The organism is Pseudonocardia zijingensis (assembly GCF_042657305.1).
Classification (GTDB): domain Bacteria; phylum Actinomycetota; class Actinomycetes; order Mycobacteriales; family Pseudonocardiaceae; genus Pseudonocardia; species Pseudonocardia zijingensis.
In genome coordinates this window covers 60586-75379 of record NZ_JBHSKO010000010.1, presented here as the reverse complement: position 1 = coordinate 75379, position 14794 = coordinate 60586, and the positions used below count along the sequence as shown (strand labels likewise).

The 14794-nt window shown below is 74.0% G+C and carries 15 protein-coding genes; 5 read left to right on the top strand and 10 right to left on the bottom strand.

Annotation, left to right across the window (positions count from 1 at the left end; all coding sequences use genetic code 11):
• Window positions 1–17 precede the first annotated feature (17 nt).
• The 3 genes from ACFPL3_RS20630 to ACFPL3_RS20620 are packed head-to-tail and all read left to right on the top strand — an operon-like array spanning window position 18 to window position 2775.
• Window positions 18–1337 (top strand): sensor histidine kinase, encoded by a 1320-nt coding sequence (locus ACFPL3_RS20630; RefSeq protein ID WP_343945888.1) that lies wholly within the window; start codon window positions 18–20, stop codon window positions 1335–1337.
• Window positions 1334–1996: a response regulator transcription factor gene (locus tag ACFPL3_RS20625; RefSeq protein ID WP_343945887.1), complete on the top strand. Its 663-nt coding sequence runs from the start codon at window positions 1334–1336 to the stop codon at window positions 1994–1996. The genes ACFPL3_RS20630 and ACFPL3_RS20625 overlap by 4 nt, the downstream gene beginning before the upstream one ends.
• Window positions 1996–2775 (top strand): DUF4097 family beta strand repeat-containing protein, encoded by a 780-nt coding sequence (locus ACFPL3_RS20620; protein ID WP_343945886.1) that lies wholly within the window; start codon window positions 1996–1998, stop codon window positions 2773–2775. The genes ACFPL3_RS20625 and ACFPL3_RS20620 overlap by 1 nt, the downstream gene beginning before the upstream one ends.
• 3 nt (window positions 2776–2778) lie before the next feature.
• On the opposite strand, the gene ACFPL3_RS20615 is transcribed toward ACFPL3_RS20620, so the two are convergent.
• From ACFPL3_RS20615 to ileS, 3 genes are all read right to left on the bottom strand, one after another.
• Window positions 2779–3540 carry a class I SAM-dependent methyltransferase gene (locus tag ACFPL3_RS20615; protein WP_343945885.1) on the bottom strand — a complete coding sequence of 254 codons (762 nt, stop codon included), beginning with the start codon at window positions 3538–3540 and terminating at the stop codon, window positions 2779–2781.
• Between the two features lie 42 nt (window positions 3541–3582).
• Entirely contained in the window at window positions 3583–3858 is a 276-nt protein-coding gene (locus ACFPL3_RS20610) for a DUF167 family protein (RefSeq protein ID WP_417715112.1), read from the bottom strand.
• A gap of 252 nt (window positions 3859–4110) precedes the next feature.
• On the bottom strand, window positions 4111–7251 hold the full coding sequence (gene ileS / locus ACFPL3_RS20605; RefSeq protein WP_343945883.1) for an isoleucine--tRNA ligase: 3141 nt from the start codon (window positions 7249–7251) through the stop codon (window positions 4111–4113).
• A gap of 359 nt (window positions 7252–7610) precedes the next feature.
• On the opposite strand from ileS, the gene ACFPL3_RS20600 reads away from it, so the two are divergent.
• Together ACFPL3_RS20600 and ACFPL3_RS42080 are read left to right on the top strand one after the other, a co-directional pair.
• Window positions 7611–8213, top strand: coding sequence for a methyltransferase domain-containing protein (locus tag ACFPL3_RS20600; RefSeq protein ID WP_343945882.1), 603 nt, complete (start codon window positions 7611–7613; stop codon window positions 8211–8213).
• A gap of 36 nt (window positions 8214–8249) precedes the next feature.
• Window positions 8250–8390 carry a hypothetical protein gene (locus ACFPL3_RS42080; RefSeq protein WP_343945881.1) on the top strand — a complete coding sequence of 47 codons (141 nt, stop codon included), beginning with the start codon at window positions 8250–8252 and terminating at the stop codon, window positions 8388–8390.
• 23 nt (window positions 8391–8413) lie between these two features.
• Here the strand turns inward: ACFPL3_RS42080 and ACFPL3_RS20590 are convergent, their stop codons facing one another.
• From ACFPL3_RS20590 to ftsZ, 7 genes are all read right to left on the bottom strand, one after another.
• Entirely contained in the window at window positions 8414–9577 is a 1164-nt protein-coding gene (locus ACFPL3_RS20590) for an ICP22 family protein (RefSeq protein WP_379589558.1), read from the bottom strand.
• A gap of 62 nt (window positions 9578–9639) precedes the next feature.
• Window positions 9640–10479 (bottom strand): DivIVA-like cell division protein Wag31, encoded by an 840-nt coding sequence (gene wag31 / locus ACFPL3_RS20585; protein WP_343937410.1) that lies wholly within the window; start codon window positions 10477–10479, stop codon window positions 9640–9642.
• Between the two features lie 50 nt (window positions 10480–10529).
• Window positions 10530–10820, bottom strand: a complete 291-nt coding sequence (locus ACFPL3_RS20580; RefSeq protein ID WP_343937412.1) for a YggT family protein — start codon at window positions 10818–10820, stop codon at window positions 10530–10532.
• 29 nt (window positions 10821–10849) lie between these two features.
• Window positions 10850–11551: a cell division protein SepF gene (locus tag ACFPL3_RS20575; protein WP_343937418.1), complete on the bottom strand. Its 702-nt coding sequence runs from the start codon at window positions 11549–11551 to the stop codon at window positions 10850–10852.
• A 56-nt stretch (window positions 11552–11607) separates the two neighbouring features.
• On the bottom strand, window positions 11608–12339 hold the full coding sequence (locus ACFPL3_RS20570; protein ID WP_343937414.1) for a YggS family pyridoxal phosphate-dependent enzyme: 732 nt from the start codon (window positions 12337–12339) through the stop codon (window positions 11608–11610).
• Window positions 12340–12424: 85 nt separating this feature from the next.
• The gene (pgeF, locus tag ACFPL3_RS20565; RefSeq protein ID WP_379589557.1) at window positions 12425–13138 is read right to left on the bottom strand and encodes a peptidoglycan editing factor PgeF; all 714 of its coding nucleotides are present in this window, start codon (window positions 13136–13138) and stop codon (window positions 12425–12427) included.
• Window positions 13135–14670, bottom strand: a complete 1536-nt coding sequence (gene ftsZ, locus ACFPL3_RS20560) for a cell division protein FtsZ (RefSeq protein ID WP_379589556.1) — start codon at window positions 14668–14670, stop codon at window positions 13135–13137. Before ftsZ ends, pgeF begins: the two co-directional genes overlap by 4 nt.
• Window positions 14671–14794 lie beyond the last annotated feature (124 nt).

Here is a 14794-nt window from a genome sequence, read left to right as displayed (position 1 = left end):
CTCCTTAACCTGCACACATGGTCATCGCGCCGCCCGCGGAGGGCGCCACCGCCGCCCGCCCACCGCACCGCGACCCGATCCGGGCGCTGGTGGCGCCGTCCACCTGGCTTGCGGCCGCCCACCTGCTGATCGACGCGGTCGCCGGGATGGTCACGGCGTTCGTGCTGGGTATGGGCCTCCTCTTCAGCGTCGTGCTGCTGCCGTTGGCGCTCGCCGGCGTGCCGGTGTGGATCGCCACCACGTGGGTGAGCGCCGGCATGGCGCAGGTGGAACGTGCGCGTTACCGCCTCCTGCTCGGCGTCGGGATCGACGCGCAGCCGATCCCGCCGTTCCAGCCCCACCCGCTGCGCTACGCCGGCGTGCTGTGGCGCGACCCGGGCGTGCGCCGCCGGGCCGCCCACCAGCTGCTCGCCGCGCCGCTGGGCCTGCTCACCGGCGGCGTCACCTACGCGCTGCTGACGGGTGCGGTGGCGTTGCTCTGCACGCCGCTGCTCGGCCTCGCGACGGGACCCGGTGCCGCCACGCGGTACGACGTCCCGTTCGTCGACAGCGCGAGCGGTCGCGCCCTGCTCGCGGGGATCGGCCTGGTCCTGCTGCTCGCCGCCCCCGCGGTGCTGCGCGCGCTCGTGTCGCTCGACGTCGCGGTGGCGCGTTCCCTGTTGGGACCGGTGCCCGAGGTGCTCGCGGCGCGGGTGCACGAACTGGAGCGCAGCCGCGCCCGGGTCGTGGACGCCGGCGAGGCGGAGCGGCGCAGGCTGGAGCGCGACCTGCACGACGGCACGCAGCAGCGCCTCGTCGCGCTGGGGATGACGCTGGGCCGGGCGAAGGCGCGGTACAAGCAGGACCCCACGGCGGTCGGCGACCTGCTCGACGACGCCCACCAGCAGGCCAAGGACACCGTCACCGAGCTGCGCGGGCTCATCCGCGGCCTGCACCCGCCGGTGCTCACCGACCGCGGGCTCGACGCCGCCCTCTCCGCGATCGCCGTGCGCTGCCCGGTGCCGGTGCAGCTCACCGTCGAGCTCGAGGAGCGGCCCGCCGCCACCGTGGAGGCGATCGGCTACTTCGTGGTGGCCGAGGCGCTCACCAACGTGGCCCGCCACTCGCGCGCCGCCCACGCGTCGGTCACGGTGCGCCGCGAGGGGCACGGCCCGGTCTGGATCAGCGTCGTCGACGACGGGGTGGGCGGCGCCGACCCCGACCGTGGCACCGGGCTGCGCGGTCTCGCCGACCGCGTGTCCGGGGTCGACGGCCAGCTGAGCGTCGACTCGCCCGTCGGCGGGCCCACGGTGCTCACCGTGGAGCTCCCGACGGCCACGGCGGAGCCGGCCCGATGACGGCTGCGACCGCGGCCCGGGTCACCGTCGCCGAGGATTCGGTGCTGCTGCGCGAAGGGCTCTCGCGGCTGCTCGCCGAAGCCGGGTTCGAGGTGGTCGACGCCGTCGGCGACGGCGAGTCGCTGCTGCGTTCGGTCGCCGCGCAGCAGCCCGACGTGGTGGTGGCCGACGTCCGGATGCCGCCCACCCACTCCGACGAGGGCCTGCGCGCGGCGCTGGTGATCCGGTCCCGCTGGCCCGGGGTGGCGGTGCTCGTGCTGTCGCAGTACGTCGAGGAGCGCTACGCCACCGAGTTGCTCGCGGGCGACACCCGCGGCGTGGGCTACCTGCTGAAGGACCGCGTCGCCGACGTCGAGACGTTCGTCGAGGCCCTGCACCGCGTCCGCACCGGTGGCACCGCGCTCGACCCCGAGGTCGTCTCGCAGATCTTCGCCCGCTCGCGCCGGGCGGCGCCGCTCGCCGCGCTCACCCCGCGGGAACGCGACGTCCTCGCGCTGATGGCCGAGGGCCGGTCCAACGCGGGCATCGCCGCCGAGCTCGTGGTCAGTGAGGGCGCGGTCGAGAAGCACATCAGCGGGATCTTCGGCAAGCTCGCGCTCCCCTCGGCGTCCACCGACCACCGGCGGGTGCTCGCCGTGCTCAAGTACCTGGAGGACTGATGCCCGCCCCCGCCGCGCCCGCACAGGCGCACCCGGCCGTCGTGGCCGCCGCCGTGCTGCTGGTGGTGCTCGTCTGCGGCACCGGGGCGTTCGGGCTGCTGTCCGAGGTCGTCACCCGCACCGTGGAGCGCACCGACACGTTCACCCCGACGGCCGGCCGGGTCACGATCGACGCCGACGGCGACGTCTCCCTCGAACCGAGCCCCGACGGGCAGGTCCACGTGCGCACCGTGGTGCGGACCGGCCTGGACGAGCCGCGGGTGGTCCACGAGTCCAGGGCCTCCGGGATCCGCCTGTCCGCCACGTGCCGCGAGTTCCTCGCCGTCCGGTGCGACGCCAGGCACGAGCTGCTGGTGCCGTCCGCCATCGACGTGGTGGTGGACGGCGGGTGGGGCGACGTCGTGGCGAGCGGGCTGCGCGGCCCGCTCAGCGTGCAGCGCGACACCGGCGACATCACGGTCGTCGACCACATAGGACCCCTCGACCTGCGGTCGCGGCTGGGCGAGATCACCGGCGACGACCTGCGCGCCGACGTGCTCCGGGTCGAGTCGCAGGCCGATGACGTGCGGGTGGAGCTGCTGAACGCGCCGCGGTCGGCCGACGTCACCTCGGACTTCGGGGAGGTGGACGTCGCCGTGCCCGCAGACACCGCCTACCGGATCGACGCGGCCTCCGACGTCGGCGAGGAGCGCGTGCTCGTGCCGACCGACCCCGCCTCCCCGCACACCCTGCGCGCCGTCAGCGACACCGGCGACGTCACCGTGCGCTCCACCCGCTGACGGTCAGCCCGCCGACCACGACAGCGTGGCGGCCAGGCGCGGCCGCCGCAGGCGCTCCAGCGCGTCGGCCACCTCCGGCACGGTGTCCTCGGGCAGGCACAGCCGCCGGGTGACCCAGGCCGGGTCCTGCCGGGGCGGCACCACCCGCTCCCAGTGTCGCACCACCGGCTCGACGCCGATCTCGCGCAGCACGGCCACGGCGTCGTCGGTGGTGGCGGGGCGGGGGCGGTGCAGGTCGTGGAACCGCACCCAGAGCGGGTCGAGCCACGCCATCGGGTGCTCGGCCATCATCTCGACCACCACACCGCGGCGCGCGGCCGCCGTGAGCGCCTCGAGGAAGGGCACGAGGTCGACCACGTTGTGCAGCACGTGGTGGCAGACCACCACGTCGACGGTTCCCGCCGCGGACGCGGCAGCGGGCCAGCGGCCCAGCACTGTGCGGTGCGGTATCCCGCGGGCGCGGGCCTCGGCCGCGAACGCGTCGAGCATGTCCTGCTGCTGGTCGACCCCGGTGAGGTGACCGGTCCGGTCGACGAGGGCGAAGGACGCGGCCCCGCCCCCGCAGCCGACGTCGAGCACGCTGCCGCCGTCGGGCAGCAGCGCCTGCGCGGCCCGGCGGGACGGCGTGTCGAGCGGCTCGGCCGGGGGTGTGAAGAAGGTGACCTCGTGGCGCCACGGGTCGGCGCGCGCCCGGGCGAGGATGTCCGGCGGGATCCCACGCCCCTCCTGGAGCTCGGCCCACCTCGTGGCCGCCGGTCCCCCCATGGATGACGAGTATGCCCGCCTGCCGCCGTCGGGGCAGCCCGATCAGGTGAGCAGTTCCGCCAGTCGGGCCGACAGGCGCGCCGGGTCGCCACGCACGGCGACCAGCTTGTCCCGCCCCCGGGCCCCCGTGACGATCTCGACGTCGCCACGACGCGCCCCGAATGCGGCGGCGAGCGCGGCCACGACGGCGGCGTTCGCCGCGCCCTCGACGGCCCGCGCCCGCACGGCCACGACGAGCGCGGGCCCGCGCGGGCCCTCCCACGTGCCGCCGACCTCGTCCCGGCGCGCCCCGGGCCGGACGCGCACGGCGAACCGCACCCCGTCCGAGGCCGCCGTCACCGCCGCCCCCTCACCGGACGCGCAACTCCCCCGCCGAAACGGGGGACTCGCACCCCTTGGTGGAACGAGGGACACGGCCGTCCCCACGCGGAATTCGGCCTCCGAGACGCGACACTCGGCCGCCGAGACGGGGGACTCGCGCCCCCTTACGGCGAGTCTCCCGCCCCAGCGCGCGAGTCCCCCGTTTCGGGGCGCGAGTCCCGCGTTCCGGGGCGGGAGCCGCCGGGGCCGTCACACGCGGGCGACCAGCGCGGCGAGCTCGGCGCTGGCGCCGTCCGGGGCGGAGACGGTGCCGCGCAGGGTCGGCTCCGGCGTCGGCGTGTAGGCCACCGACTCCGCGAGCACCTCCCCGGCCACGAACTCCTGGTGGGCGCGCACGGCGTCGAGCACCCCGGCGGGGCCGTCGAGGGTGAGCGCGATCCGGTCGGAGACGTCGAGGCCGGCGTCGCGGCGGGCCTGCTGCACCACCCGCACGACGTCGCGCGCGGTGCCCTCGGCGGCGAGCTCCGGCGTGAGCGTGGTGTCGAGAACCACCAGCCCGGTGGAGCCCGGCAGCGCCGCGGTGGACTCCGGGTCGGCGGCCACGAGCTTCTCGGTGAACTCGCCCTCGAGCAGCTCGATCCCGCCCGCGACGACGGTGCCGCCGTCGCCCCGCGACCACTCCCCGGCCTTCACCGCGCGGATGACCTTCTGGGTGTCGCCGCCCAGCCGGGGCCCGCAGGCGCGGGCGTTGACGGCCACCTCGAACCGCCCGTGGGCGGCGACGTCGGTGGTGAGCGTGATCTCCTTGACGTTCACCTCGTCGCGCAGGATGTCGGCGAACGGGGCGAGCGACTCGGCGTCGGCGGCGGCCACCGTGAGCCGGGCGAGCGGCAGCCGCACCCGCAGCCCCCGCGCCTTGCGCAGCGACAGCGCTGCCGAGGCCACCTGGCGCACCCGCTCCATGGCCGTGACGAGGGCGTCGTCGTGGGGCAGCTCGTCGGACGACGGCCAGTCGGCCAGGTGCACCGACCGCTCCCCGGTGAGCCCCTGCCAGATCCGCTCGGTGGTGAGCGGCAGCAGCGGGGCGGCCACCCGGCAGGTCACCTCCAGCACGGTGTGCAGGGTGTCGATGGCGTCCTCGTCGCCCGCCCAGAACCGGTCGCGCGAGCGCCGGACGTACCAGTTGGTGAGCGTCTCGGCGTGGTCGCGCACCCGCTCGCACGCGCCCGCGATGTCGTAGACGTCCAGCGCCGCGGTGAGCTCGTCGACGAGCGCCGCGGTGCGGGCGAGGACGTACCGGTCGAGCACGTGCGCCGAGTCGGTGCGCCGCACACCGCGCCGCCCCGCGTAGAGCGACAGGAAGTACCAGGTGTTCCAGAGCGGGAGGATCGCCTGCCGGACGCCCTCGCGGATGCCCTGCTCGGTGACGACGAGGTTGCCGCCGCGCAGGATCGGCGAGGCCATGAGGAACCAGCGCATGGCGTCGGAGCCGTCGCGCTCGAACACCTCGTTGACGTCGGGGTAGTTCTTGCGCGACTTGGACATCTTCTGCCCGTCGTCGCCCAGCACGATCCCGTGCGCCACGCACGAGCGGAACGCGGGCCGGTCGAACAGGGCCGTGGCCAGCACGTGGAGGGTGTAGAACCAGCCGCGGGTCTGCCCGTTGTACTCGACGATGAAGTCGCCGGGGTAGTGGTGCTCGAACCAGTCGGCGTTCTCGAACGGGTAGTGCACCTGCGCGAACGGCATCGAGCCCGACTCGAACCAGCAGTCGAGCACCTCCGGGACCCGGCGCATCACCGACTTCCCGGTGGGGTCGTCCGGGTTGGGCCGGGTCAGGTCGTCGATGTGGGGGCGGTGCAGGTCCGTGGGCCGCACGCCGAAGTCGCGCTCCAGCTCGTCGAGCGAGCCGTAGACGTCCACGCGCGGGTAGTTGGGGTCGTCGCTCATCCAGACCGGGATCGGCGAGCCCCAGTACCGGTTGCGGGAGATCGACCAGTCGATGGCGTTCTCCAGCCACTTGCCGAACTGGCCGTCCCTGATGTGGGCGGGCACCCAGGTGATCTGCTTGTTCAGCTCCACCATCCGGTCGCGGAACTCGGTGACCTTCACGAACCAGGAGTCGACCGCGCGCTGGATGAGCGGGTTGCCGCAGCGCCAGCAGTGCGGGTACGGGTGGTCGTAGGTCTCGTGGCGCAGCAACACGCCCTTCGCGTGCGGGGCGCCGTGCTTGAGGTCGGCGATGATGTGCGGGTTGGCGTCGAACACCTGCATGCCCGCGTACGGGGCCACGCGCTCGTCGAACTCGCCCTTGCTGTCGACGGGCACGACGACCGCGATGCCCGCGGCGTCGGTGACGACCTTGTCCTCCTCACCGAACGCGGGAGCGATGTGGACGAGCCCGGTGCCGTCCTCGGTGGTGACGTAGTCAGCCGCGAGCACGCGGTGGGCGTTCTCCCAGCCGACGAAGAAGTCGAAGGGGGGCGTGTAGGTCAGGCCGAGCAGCTCGGAGCCGCGGAACGTCCGCAGGACCTCCGGCTCCTCTCCGAGCTCGCGCGCGTAGGCGCCGAGCCGGGCGGACGCGAGAACGTACCGCTCCCCGTTCGCCGCGACGAGGGCGTACTCGACCTCGGGGTGCACGGCCATCGCGAGGTTGGACGGCAGCGTCCAGGGCGTGGTGGTCCAGACCAGCGCGAGAGCGCCGTCGAGGTCGGTGCCGGGGGCGGACAGCCGCAGCCCCACCGTGACCGCAGGGTCCTGCCGGTCGAGGTAGACGTCGTCCATCTTGGTCTCGGTGGCCGACAGCGGCGTGCCGTCGTGCCAGCAGTACCAGAGGACGCGGAAGCCCTGGTAGATCAGCCCCTTGTCCCACAGGGACTTGAAGGCCCACATGACGCTCTCCATGTAGTCCAGGTCGAGCGTCTTGTAGTCGTTGTCGAAGTCGACCCAGCGGGCCTGGCGGGTGACGTATTCGCGCCACTCGCCGGTGTAGCGCAGCACGGAGGCGCGGCAGGCCTCGTTGAACGCGGCCACGCCCATCTCGTCGATCTCGGCCTTGCTCTTCAGGCCCAGCTGGCGCTCCGCCTCCACCTCAGCGGGCAGACCGTGGGTGTCCCAGCCGAACCGGCGCTCCACGTGCTTGCCGCGCATCGTCTGGTAGCGCGGCACGACGTCCTTGACGTAGCCGGTGAGCAGGTGGCCGTAGTGCGGCAGGCCGTTGGCGAACGGCGGCCCGTCGTAGAAGACGAACTCGTTGCTGCCGTTCTCCCCGACGGGGCGGGCGGCCACCGAGGCGCGGAACGTGTCGTCGCGCTCCCAGTGGTCCAGGACCTCGCGCTCGAGCGCGGGGAACGACGGGTGCGCGGGGACGGACGGGTACCGCTCGGTCATCTCGGTGGTGCTCCTCGTGCGTGGCTCGTGGCACTGCCTGCACGGGGACGACGCCTCGCGAGCGCCGCGGTACCACCCCGCTTGCCGCCCCGTGGCGGGACGGCCTCTCGTTGGACGGCTGTGACGGGCCGCTCCCGTCCGGTTCTACTCCGCCCCGCTCGCGCCGGGCGTTTCTTCCGGAGGCTCCCCGGTGATGGCCGGATCGATGCCTGTGTGTCAAGGGTAGCGCTCGGGATCCACCCGGTATTCCGCCGGCCCGATCCGCGGCTCCGAACTGGGATTCCGGGTGTCCGCGGCGCTAGACTGCCGCCTTCCCGGGGACCGGCCGGACGAGGCGGTGGTCGGCGATGGCGACCGGCATGAGCAGCACGGGCGTGGACGAGCACGCACTCCGCGCGCAGGTGCGGGCGAAGTACCGGGACGTGGCCCGCTTCCCCACGCGCGAGTTCCACTTCCACACCGGTCGTGCCCTCGCGGAGCGGCTCGGCTACGACGAGGCGCTGCTCGCGACCCTGCCCGCCGGGGCCGTCGAGTCGTTCGCCGGTGTCGGCAACCCGTTCTCGCTGCACCCGCTCCGGGCGGGTGAGCGCGTGGTGGACGTCGGTTCGGGGGCAGGGCTCGACACCCTCGTCGCCGCCTCCCACGTCGGGCCGAGCGGCGCGGTGATCGGCGTCGACATGACCCCGGAGATGCTCGAGAAGGCCCGCGCGGCAGCTGCCGAGGTGGGCCTGCGGAACGTCGAGTTCCGCGAGGCTCTCGCCGAGGCGCTGCCGGTCGAGGACGGCTGGGCCGACGTGGTGATCTCCAACGGCGCCCTCAACCTGTGCCCGGACAAGAGCACGGTCTTCGCGGAGATCCGGCGGGTGCTGCGCCCCGGCGGGCGGGTGCAGTTCGCCGACATCGTCACCGGGCGGCCGATCCCGCAGGCCGCCGTGCAGAACATCGATCTCTGGGCCGCCTGAATCGCCGGTGGGCTGCCCAGGCTGGGCTGGCTCCGGATGCTCGAGGACAGCGGGTTCGTCGACGTGCGCGTCGGCGAACCGGTCGACACCTTCGCGGGGGCTCCCGGCGAGGCGGGTGCCCGGACCTACGGGGTCTCCGGCCAGGCGTTCCTCGCCCGTCTCCCCGAGAAGGGCTGACCGGCGGAGGGCTGACCGGGCCCCTACCGCGTGGCGTGCTCCTGCGCGGCCAGCGTGCGGACCGGCGAGCACCAGCCGCACGGGGTGAAGCCCAGCTCCACGGCTTCGCGCGCCGGCAGCGGGATCGTGGCCTTGCCGGTGAGGGCGCGGCAGGAGCTGACGTGGTAGCGCGGCTGCTCGTCGATCACGAGCACCTCGGCCTCCAGCCCGGCGACGACCGCGGCGGCCGCGGGGTCGCGCTGCTCCTCCGGCGGCTCGCCGTCGGCCGCGGGCGGCGCGGCCTCGCCGGTGTCGCCGCCGGCTCCGGTCTCGCTCCCCGCACCGGATGCGGCAGCCGTGCCGGCGGCGGCCGCGGCGGTGGCCGTGGCGTCGGTGCCGCCCTGCTGGTCGGGCGCGCTCTCCGCCGGCTTCTCCGCGGCGTCGGGCTCGGCCGTGTCGGCACCCGAGCCCGGGGTGTCGGCCGCGGGGGTGTCCTCCCCCGTCTTCGCGGCCTCGTCGGCGACCTCCGGAGTGCCCGTCTCGTCCGCCTTGTCGTCGGCTCCCTCGGGCGCGCGGGCGGCGGTGACCGCGGTGGTGGCACTCCCGTCGTCGGCGGCGTCGTCGGCGGCGCCGTTGGCGACGGCCTCGGTGGGCGGAGCGGCACCGCTCGCCGACACCGTGGTGGGCGGCGCGGCGTCGGCGCCGGAGCCCTCCTCGCCCGTGGCCGTCGAAGGGGTGGCCGCAGTAGCCGGGGAACCCGATTTGGTGACGCTGAGTGACGAATCACCGCTCGACGCGGTGGTATCGCGGGAAGCGCCGGACGGTCGCTCCGTAGAGGCGGACGGTTGAACCACGGGCATCACGACGGTCTTCGTGCTGTCCGAGGAGTCGTCGAACCGGTTACCGGCGGGCACCTCAGCGGGCCGACCAGCACCTTCCGACGACCGCGGGATGACCGGGAGCACCTCGGTGACCGGCTCCGGTTCCTGCGGACGCGCGCGCGGCAGCGGCTCCGCGACGGCGGCCGCGCTCGCCTCTGCGCCCGCCCGGACCGCGCTCCGTCGCTGCAGCCAGTCGATGAGCAACACCGCCGCGGCGGCGACGCTCACACCGACGGATACCCAGGCCCACAGGACGCTGCCGGACAGCAGCGCCACGACCAGCAGGCCGAAGGCGATCAGAACGAGGATCAGGACCAGCAGCAGCACGTCTCACTCCGTCTTGCGGAAGTGCGGCGTCGCGGCCGCACCACCCGGGGTCGCGGTCGAGGTCAGCTCCCGGCGTCGGCCCGCTGGCCGTAGCCGGTGGAGGCGTATCCGCCGTTCGAGCTGGACCGGCTGTCGGACGGAGCGGCGGAGCCGCGTTCCCCGAGGTCGCGAAGCTGCGACTCCAGGTAGGTCTTGAGCCGGGTGCGGTACTCACGCTCGAACGTGCGCAGTTCGTCGATCTTCTTCTCGAGGACCGACTTGTCGCGCGTGATGGTGCCGATGATCTCGGCCTGCTTGCGCTCGGCGTCTCCGACCAGCGTGGCGGCCTTGTCGCGCGACTGGCGCTCCAGGGTCTCGGCCCGGGTGCGCGCGTCGTTGAGCATCGTCTCGGCCCGCGCACGGGCGTCGTTGACGAGGCCGTCGGACTTGGCGCGAGCCTCCGACAGCAGCTGCTCGGACTTGGTGCGGGCGTCGCTGAGCATCGCATCGGCCTCGGACTTGGCCTCGGCGGTGAGCCGCTCGGCCATCTCCTGGGCCATGCTCAGGACCTTCGCGACCTGGACGTGGCTGTCGCCACCCTCCGCGGCGTCGGCGAACGCAGCACGCTGCGGTTCGGCCTGGCGCAGCGGTGGCTCCTGCCGCTGGATCTGCTGCGTCGGCGGGGACACCGCGGCGGCAGCAGGCCGTGAGCGGGCCTCCTCCAGATCGGCCTGTGCGTTCCCGAGGCGCTGCTCGAGCTGAGAAACCTGCTCGCGCAGGTCCTCGTTCTCCTCGATCAGGCGAGCCAGCTCGGCCTCGACCAGGTCCAGGAACGCGTCGACCTCGTCCTCGTTGTACCCCCGCTTCCCGATCGGGGGCTTGCTGAACGCGACGTTGTGGACGTCGGCGGGCGTCAGCGGCATCGGATCACCTCATGCAGTCCTCGGCGGCGGCACCGTGTGACTGGGGCTCACTACGGCGTCGGCTGGGCAACGTTCATCAGTATGAACACCACCAGCAGTAGAACCATAATCGACAGGTCCAGTCCCACGCCGCCGATCCGGAGGACGGGGATCACTCTCCGCAACAACTTCACAGGCGGGTCGGTCGCTGTGAAGATCAGTTCGAGGGCGACGGCACTGGGCCCCACGGGCACCCACTGGCGCGCAAAGCTGCGCACGAGCTCCACCACGATCCGGCCCACGAGCAGCAGCCAGAAGAAGAACAGCAGGTAGTAGAGGACGAACTGGATGACGAGGGGCACGTCGCCGATCCTAGCCGCGGCCCCCGTCCTCACTCCCCCCGGAAGCCCCGGTCGGCGTCGGAAATCCCCCCGGAGACGCTGCGCTGGGCCAGGATCCGCGCGTCGTCCGCCGACACCTCGACGTCGGCGGGCGTGAGCAGGAAGACCCGGTTGGTGACCTTGTCGAACCCGCCGTGCAGGGCGAACACGAGGCCCGCCGCGAAGTCGACGAGGCGCTTCGCCTCCGCGGCCTCGAGCTCGGTGAGGTTCATGATCACCGGCACGCCGCTGCGGTAGCGCTCCCCGATCGTGCGGGCGTCGCGGTAGCTGCGCGGCTGCAGCGTGGTGATGCGGCTCAGGGCGGCGGCACCCGTGGCCACGCGGTCGCGCTGCTCGGGCACGGCGGCGGCCGGCTTCGGCGCCGGACGGGCCGGTTCCTGCAGGTCAGGGTCCATGGCGAGGGCTCCTCGCACCGGGGAGCCGACGCCGGAGAGACCGCGGGCACCGGCCCGGTCGACGGAGACGGGACGCGCCGGGCGGCGGTCCCACTCGTCGTCGTAGCGGTCGCGGCGACCCGGCTCGGAGTCGTCCTCGTAGGTGAACCGGTCGTCCCAGCGCTCGTTGGCGTAGTCGCGCGCGCGCTCGCGGCGGGGCTCCGGGTAGCGGTCGGCGAGGGCGTCGTCGGCGTACTCGCCCATCTCCTCGGCGGGCACCATGCCGAAGTAGGCCTTGAGCCGGTACATCGCGCCCATCCGCGCTCCCATCATCGACTGCCCCGACGGCCGGTCGCTGCGCGAGCGCCCGGCGATCACCGCGAGGTTAACGGTCGGTCCCCCACGAGAGCCGTTCCGACACGCACGAGTACCGATCCGTGCCGGATCGCGGCCTCCAGATCGGCACTCATCCCGGCCGAGAGGACCGTGGCCTGCGGAAACCGCTCGCGCAGCTCGGCGGCCGCCGCGGCGACGTCCTCGAACGCGGCATCCGGGTCGGCACCGAGCGGGGCCACGGCCATCAGTCCGGCGAGCTGCAGCCCGGCGCACGTGGAGACGTGTTCGGCGAGAGCCAGGAGGCCCTCCCGGGGTACGCCTCCTCGCAGTGGGTCACCGTCGACGCTGTACTGCAGCAGAATCGGTAACCGATCGGTGCGCCCACCGGTCTCCTGTTGGCGCCGTACGGCCGCATCCAATGCGTCCGCAAGGCGGGTGGAATCCACCGACTCCACCCGATCGGCCCAGCGCACCGCCGACCTGGCCTTGTTCCGCTGCAGGCTCCCCACGAGATGCCACCGTGGGCGCGCGTCCGGGCGCAGCTTCGCGACGGCCTCGACCTTCGCCTCGGCCTCCTGCACGCGGTTCTCCCCGAAGGCGGTGAGCCCGAGATCCAGCAGCGTGGCGACGTCCTGCGCCGGCACGGTCTTGGTGACGGCGAGCAGCTCCACGGAGTCCGGGTCGCGCCCCGCCGCGACGCAGGCGCGATGGATCCGCTCGCGGAGGGCGGCGAGCCGCCTCGCGAGCTCCTCCCGTCGATCAGCGCTCACGGACAAGGCTCCTGGTCGTACCAACGGCACACCCGTACCGCTCTATCGGACGAAGGTGCCGTTCGTCCAGGGTGGGCCGCGCAGCTCACCGCGGGTCGAGCCACGTGATCGCGGCCTGCCGGCCGCTGCGCGGCTCCCGGCGGTGGCTGTAGAGGTCCTTGTCCTCGCGCGTGCACCGCGGATCACCCCCGATCCGCGCGACGCCGAGCTCGGTGAGCTGGTGGTAGAGCCCGGCCCGCAGGTCCAGGCCGGGCGTGCCGCGCCGGGTGCGCACCGCGCTGCCGGGCAGCCGCGCGTCGACCTCGGCGCGCATGGCCTCGGGCACCTCGTAGCAGCCGCCGCAGATCGCGGGGCCCAGCAGCACCTCCATCGCCGTGCGCCGCGCGCCGAGCGCCTCCATCGCCTCGACGGTGGCCGGGAGCACCCCCGCCGCGGCGCCGACCCGCCCGGCGTGGGCGGCGCCGACGACACCGGCGGCCGGGTCGGCCAGCAGCACCGGCACGCAGTCGGCCGCGAGCACCGCGAGCCCCACCCCGGGCAGGGCGGTGACGGCCGCGTCGGTGCCCGGGACGTCCGGTGCGTCGGCGGCGGGCGCCGCGTCGACCGTGACGACCCGGGTGCCGTGCACCTGCTCCAGGAACACCACCGGCACGCCGAGCTCGCGGCGCAGGCGCGCGCGGTTGGCGGCGACGGCCGCGGGGTCGTCGCCGACGGACGCGGAGAGGTTGAAGGAGGCGAAGCCGCCGCGGGAACGCCCGCCCGCGCGGGTGCTCACCACCCGCCGGACGCGGGCGCTCACCTCTTCATGAACGGTGGCACGTCCACGTCGTCGTCGAGGTCAGCGACGTCCACCGGCTGCGTGTAGAGGGGCGACGCGGCGCGCTGTTCGGTGGCCTGCGGGCGCTGGGGCTCCGCCGCCTGCTCGTAGCCGGTCTCCCGGCGCGGGTCGGCCTGCCGCTGCGCCGGCGTGTAGCCCGTGGCCGACGGAGCGGCCGGGGGCAGCGTGCCGGTCTGGTTGGGTGTGACCTGCGGCGCGGCGGGCGGGGCCGGCTGGCTCGGGGTGGCCGGCTGGCTCGGCGCGGCGGGCACGCGCGCGGTGGCGTACCCAGCCGGCTGCACGGCGCTGCCGTTGCCGTTGGCGGCGCCGTTCCCGGCGGCGGTGCCGTTGCCGTTGGTGGTGCCGTTGCCGGACGCCGGCGTGGTGGGCGACGCCGGCGGGGCGGCGGGCGCGCTCGGGTGCGCGGCGGCGGCCGGAGCCGCGCCGTTGCCACCCGCGGGCGCCGTGGTGCCGGCCGTGCCGCTGTCGCCCGAGGCGATCACCCCGGAGGCCTGCTGCTTCTCCTGCGACTTGAACGCGGTGGGTTCCAGCTTCTTGTGCGTGGGCCCGCCCGCCTCGAACCCGGCGGCGATGACGGTGACGCGCACCTCGTCGCCCAGCGAGTCGTCGATCACGGTGCCGAAGATGATGTTGGCTTCGGGGTGCGCCGCCTCCTGCACGAGCGACGCGGCCTCGTTGATCTCGAACAGACCGAGGTCGGAGCCACCGGCGATCGACAGCAGCACGCCCTGCGCACCGTCCATCGACGCCTCCAGCAGCGGCGAGTTGATCGCCTTGCCCGCGGCCTGCACGGCTCTGCCCTCCCCGCGGGAGGACCCGATGCCCATCAGCGCACTGCCCGCGCCCGACATGACGGACTTGACGTCGGCGAAGTCGAGGTTGATCAGACCCGGCGTGGTGATCAGGTTCGTGATGCCCTGGACACCGGAGAGCAGCACCTCGTCGGCCGAGCGGAACGCGTCCATGAGGGAGACGCCCACGTCGCCGAGCTGCAGCAGCCGGTCGTTGGGGATGACGATGAGCGTGTCGCACTCGTTGCGCAGCGACTGGATGCCCTCTTCGGCCTGCCCCGCGCGGCGCCTGCCCTCGAACGTGAACGGCCGGGTGACGACGCCGATCGTGAGCGCGCCGAGCTTGCGCGCGATCGACGCGACCACCGGCGCGCCGCCGGTGCCGGTGCCGCCGCCCTCGCCCGCGGTGACGAAGACCATGTCGGCCCCCTTGAGGACCTCCTCGATCTCCTCGCGGTGGTCCTCGGCGGCCTTGCGGCCCACCTCGGGATTGGCGCCCGCGCCGAGGCCGCGCGTGAGCTCCCGGCCGATGTCGAGCTTGACATCGGCGTCGGACATCAGCAGGGCCTGCGCGTCCGTGTTCACCGCGATGAACTCGACGCCCTTCAGGCCGACCTCGATCATGCGGTTGACGGCATTGACGCCGCCGCCACCGATGCCGACGACCTTTATCACGGCCAGGTAGTTGTGCGGGGGCGTCATAAGGGCGCACCTTCCAGTCAAGCTCGGGTCCGTTCCCGGGGGTCCGGGCCATCCCGGGGAGAACGCTAGGTCTCGTCCCGGTCTCGGTCCAGCAGGCGCGCCGCAGGCGCGCCAGCCCCCAAAG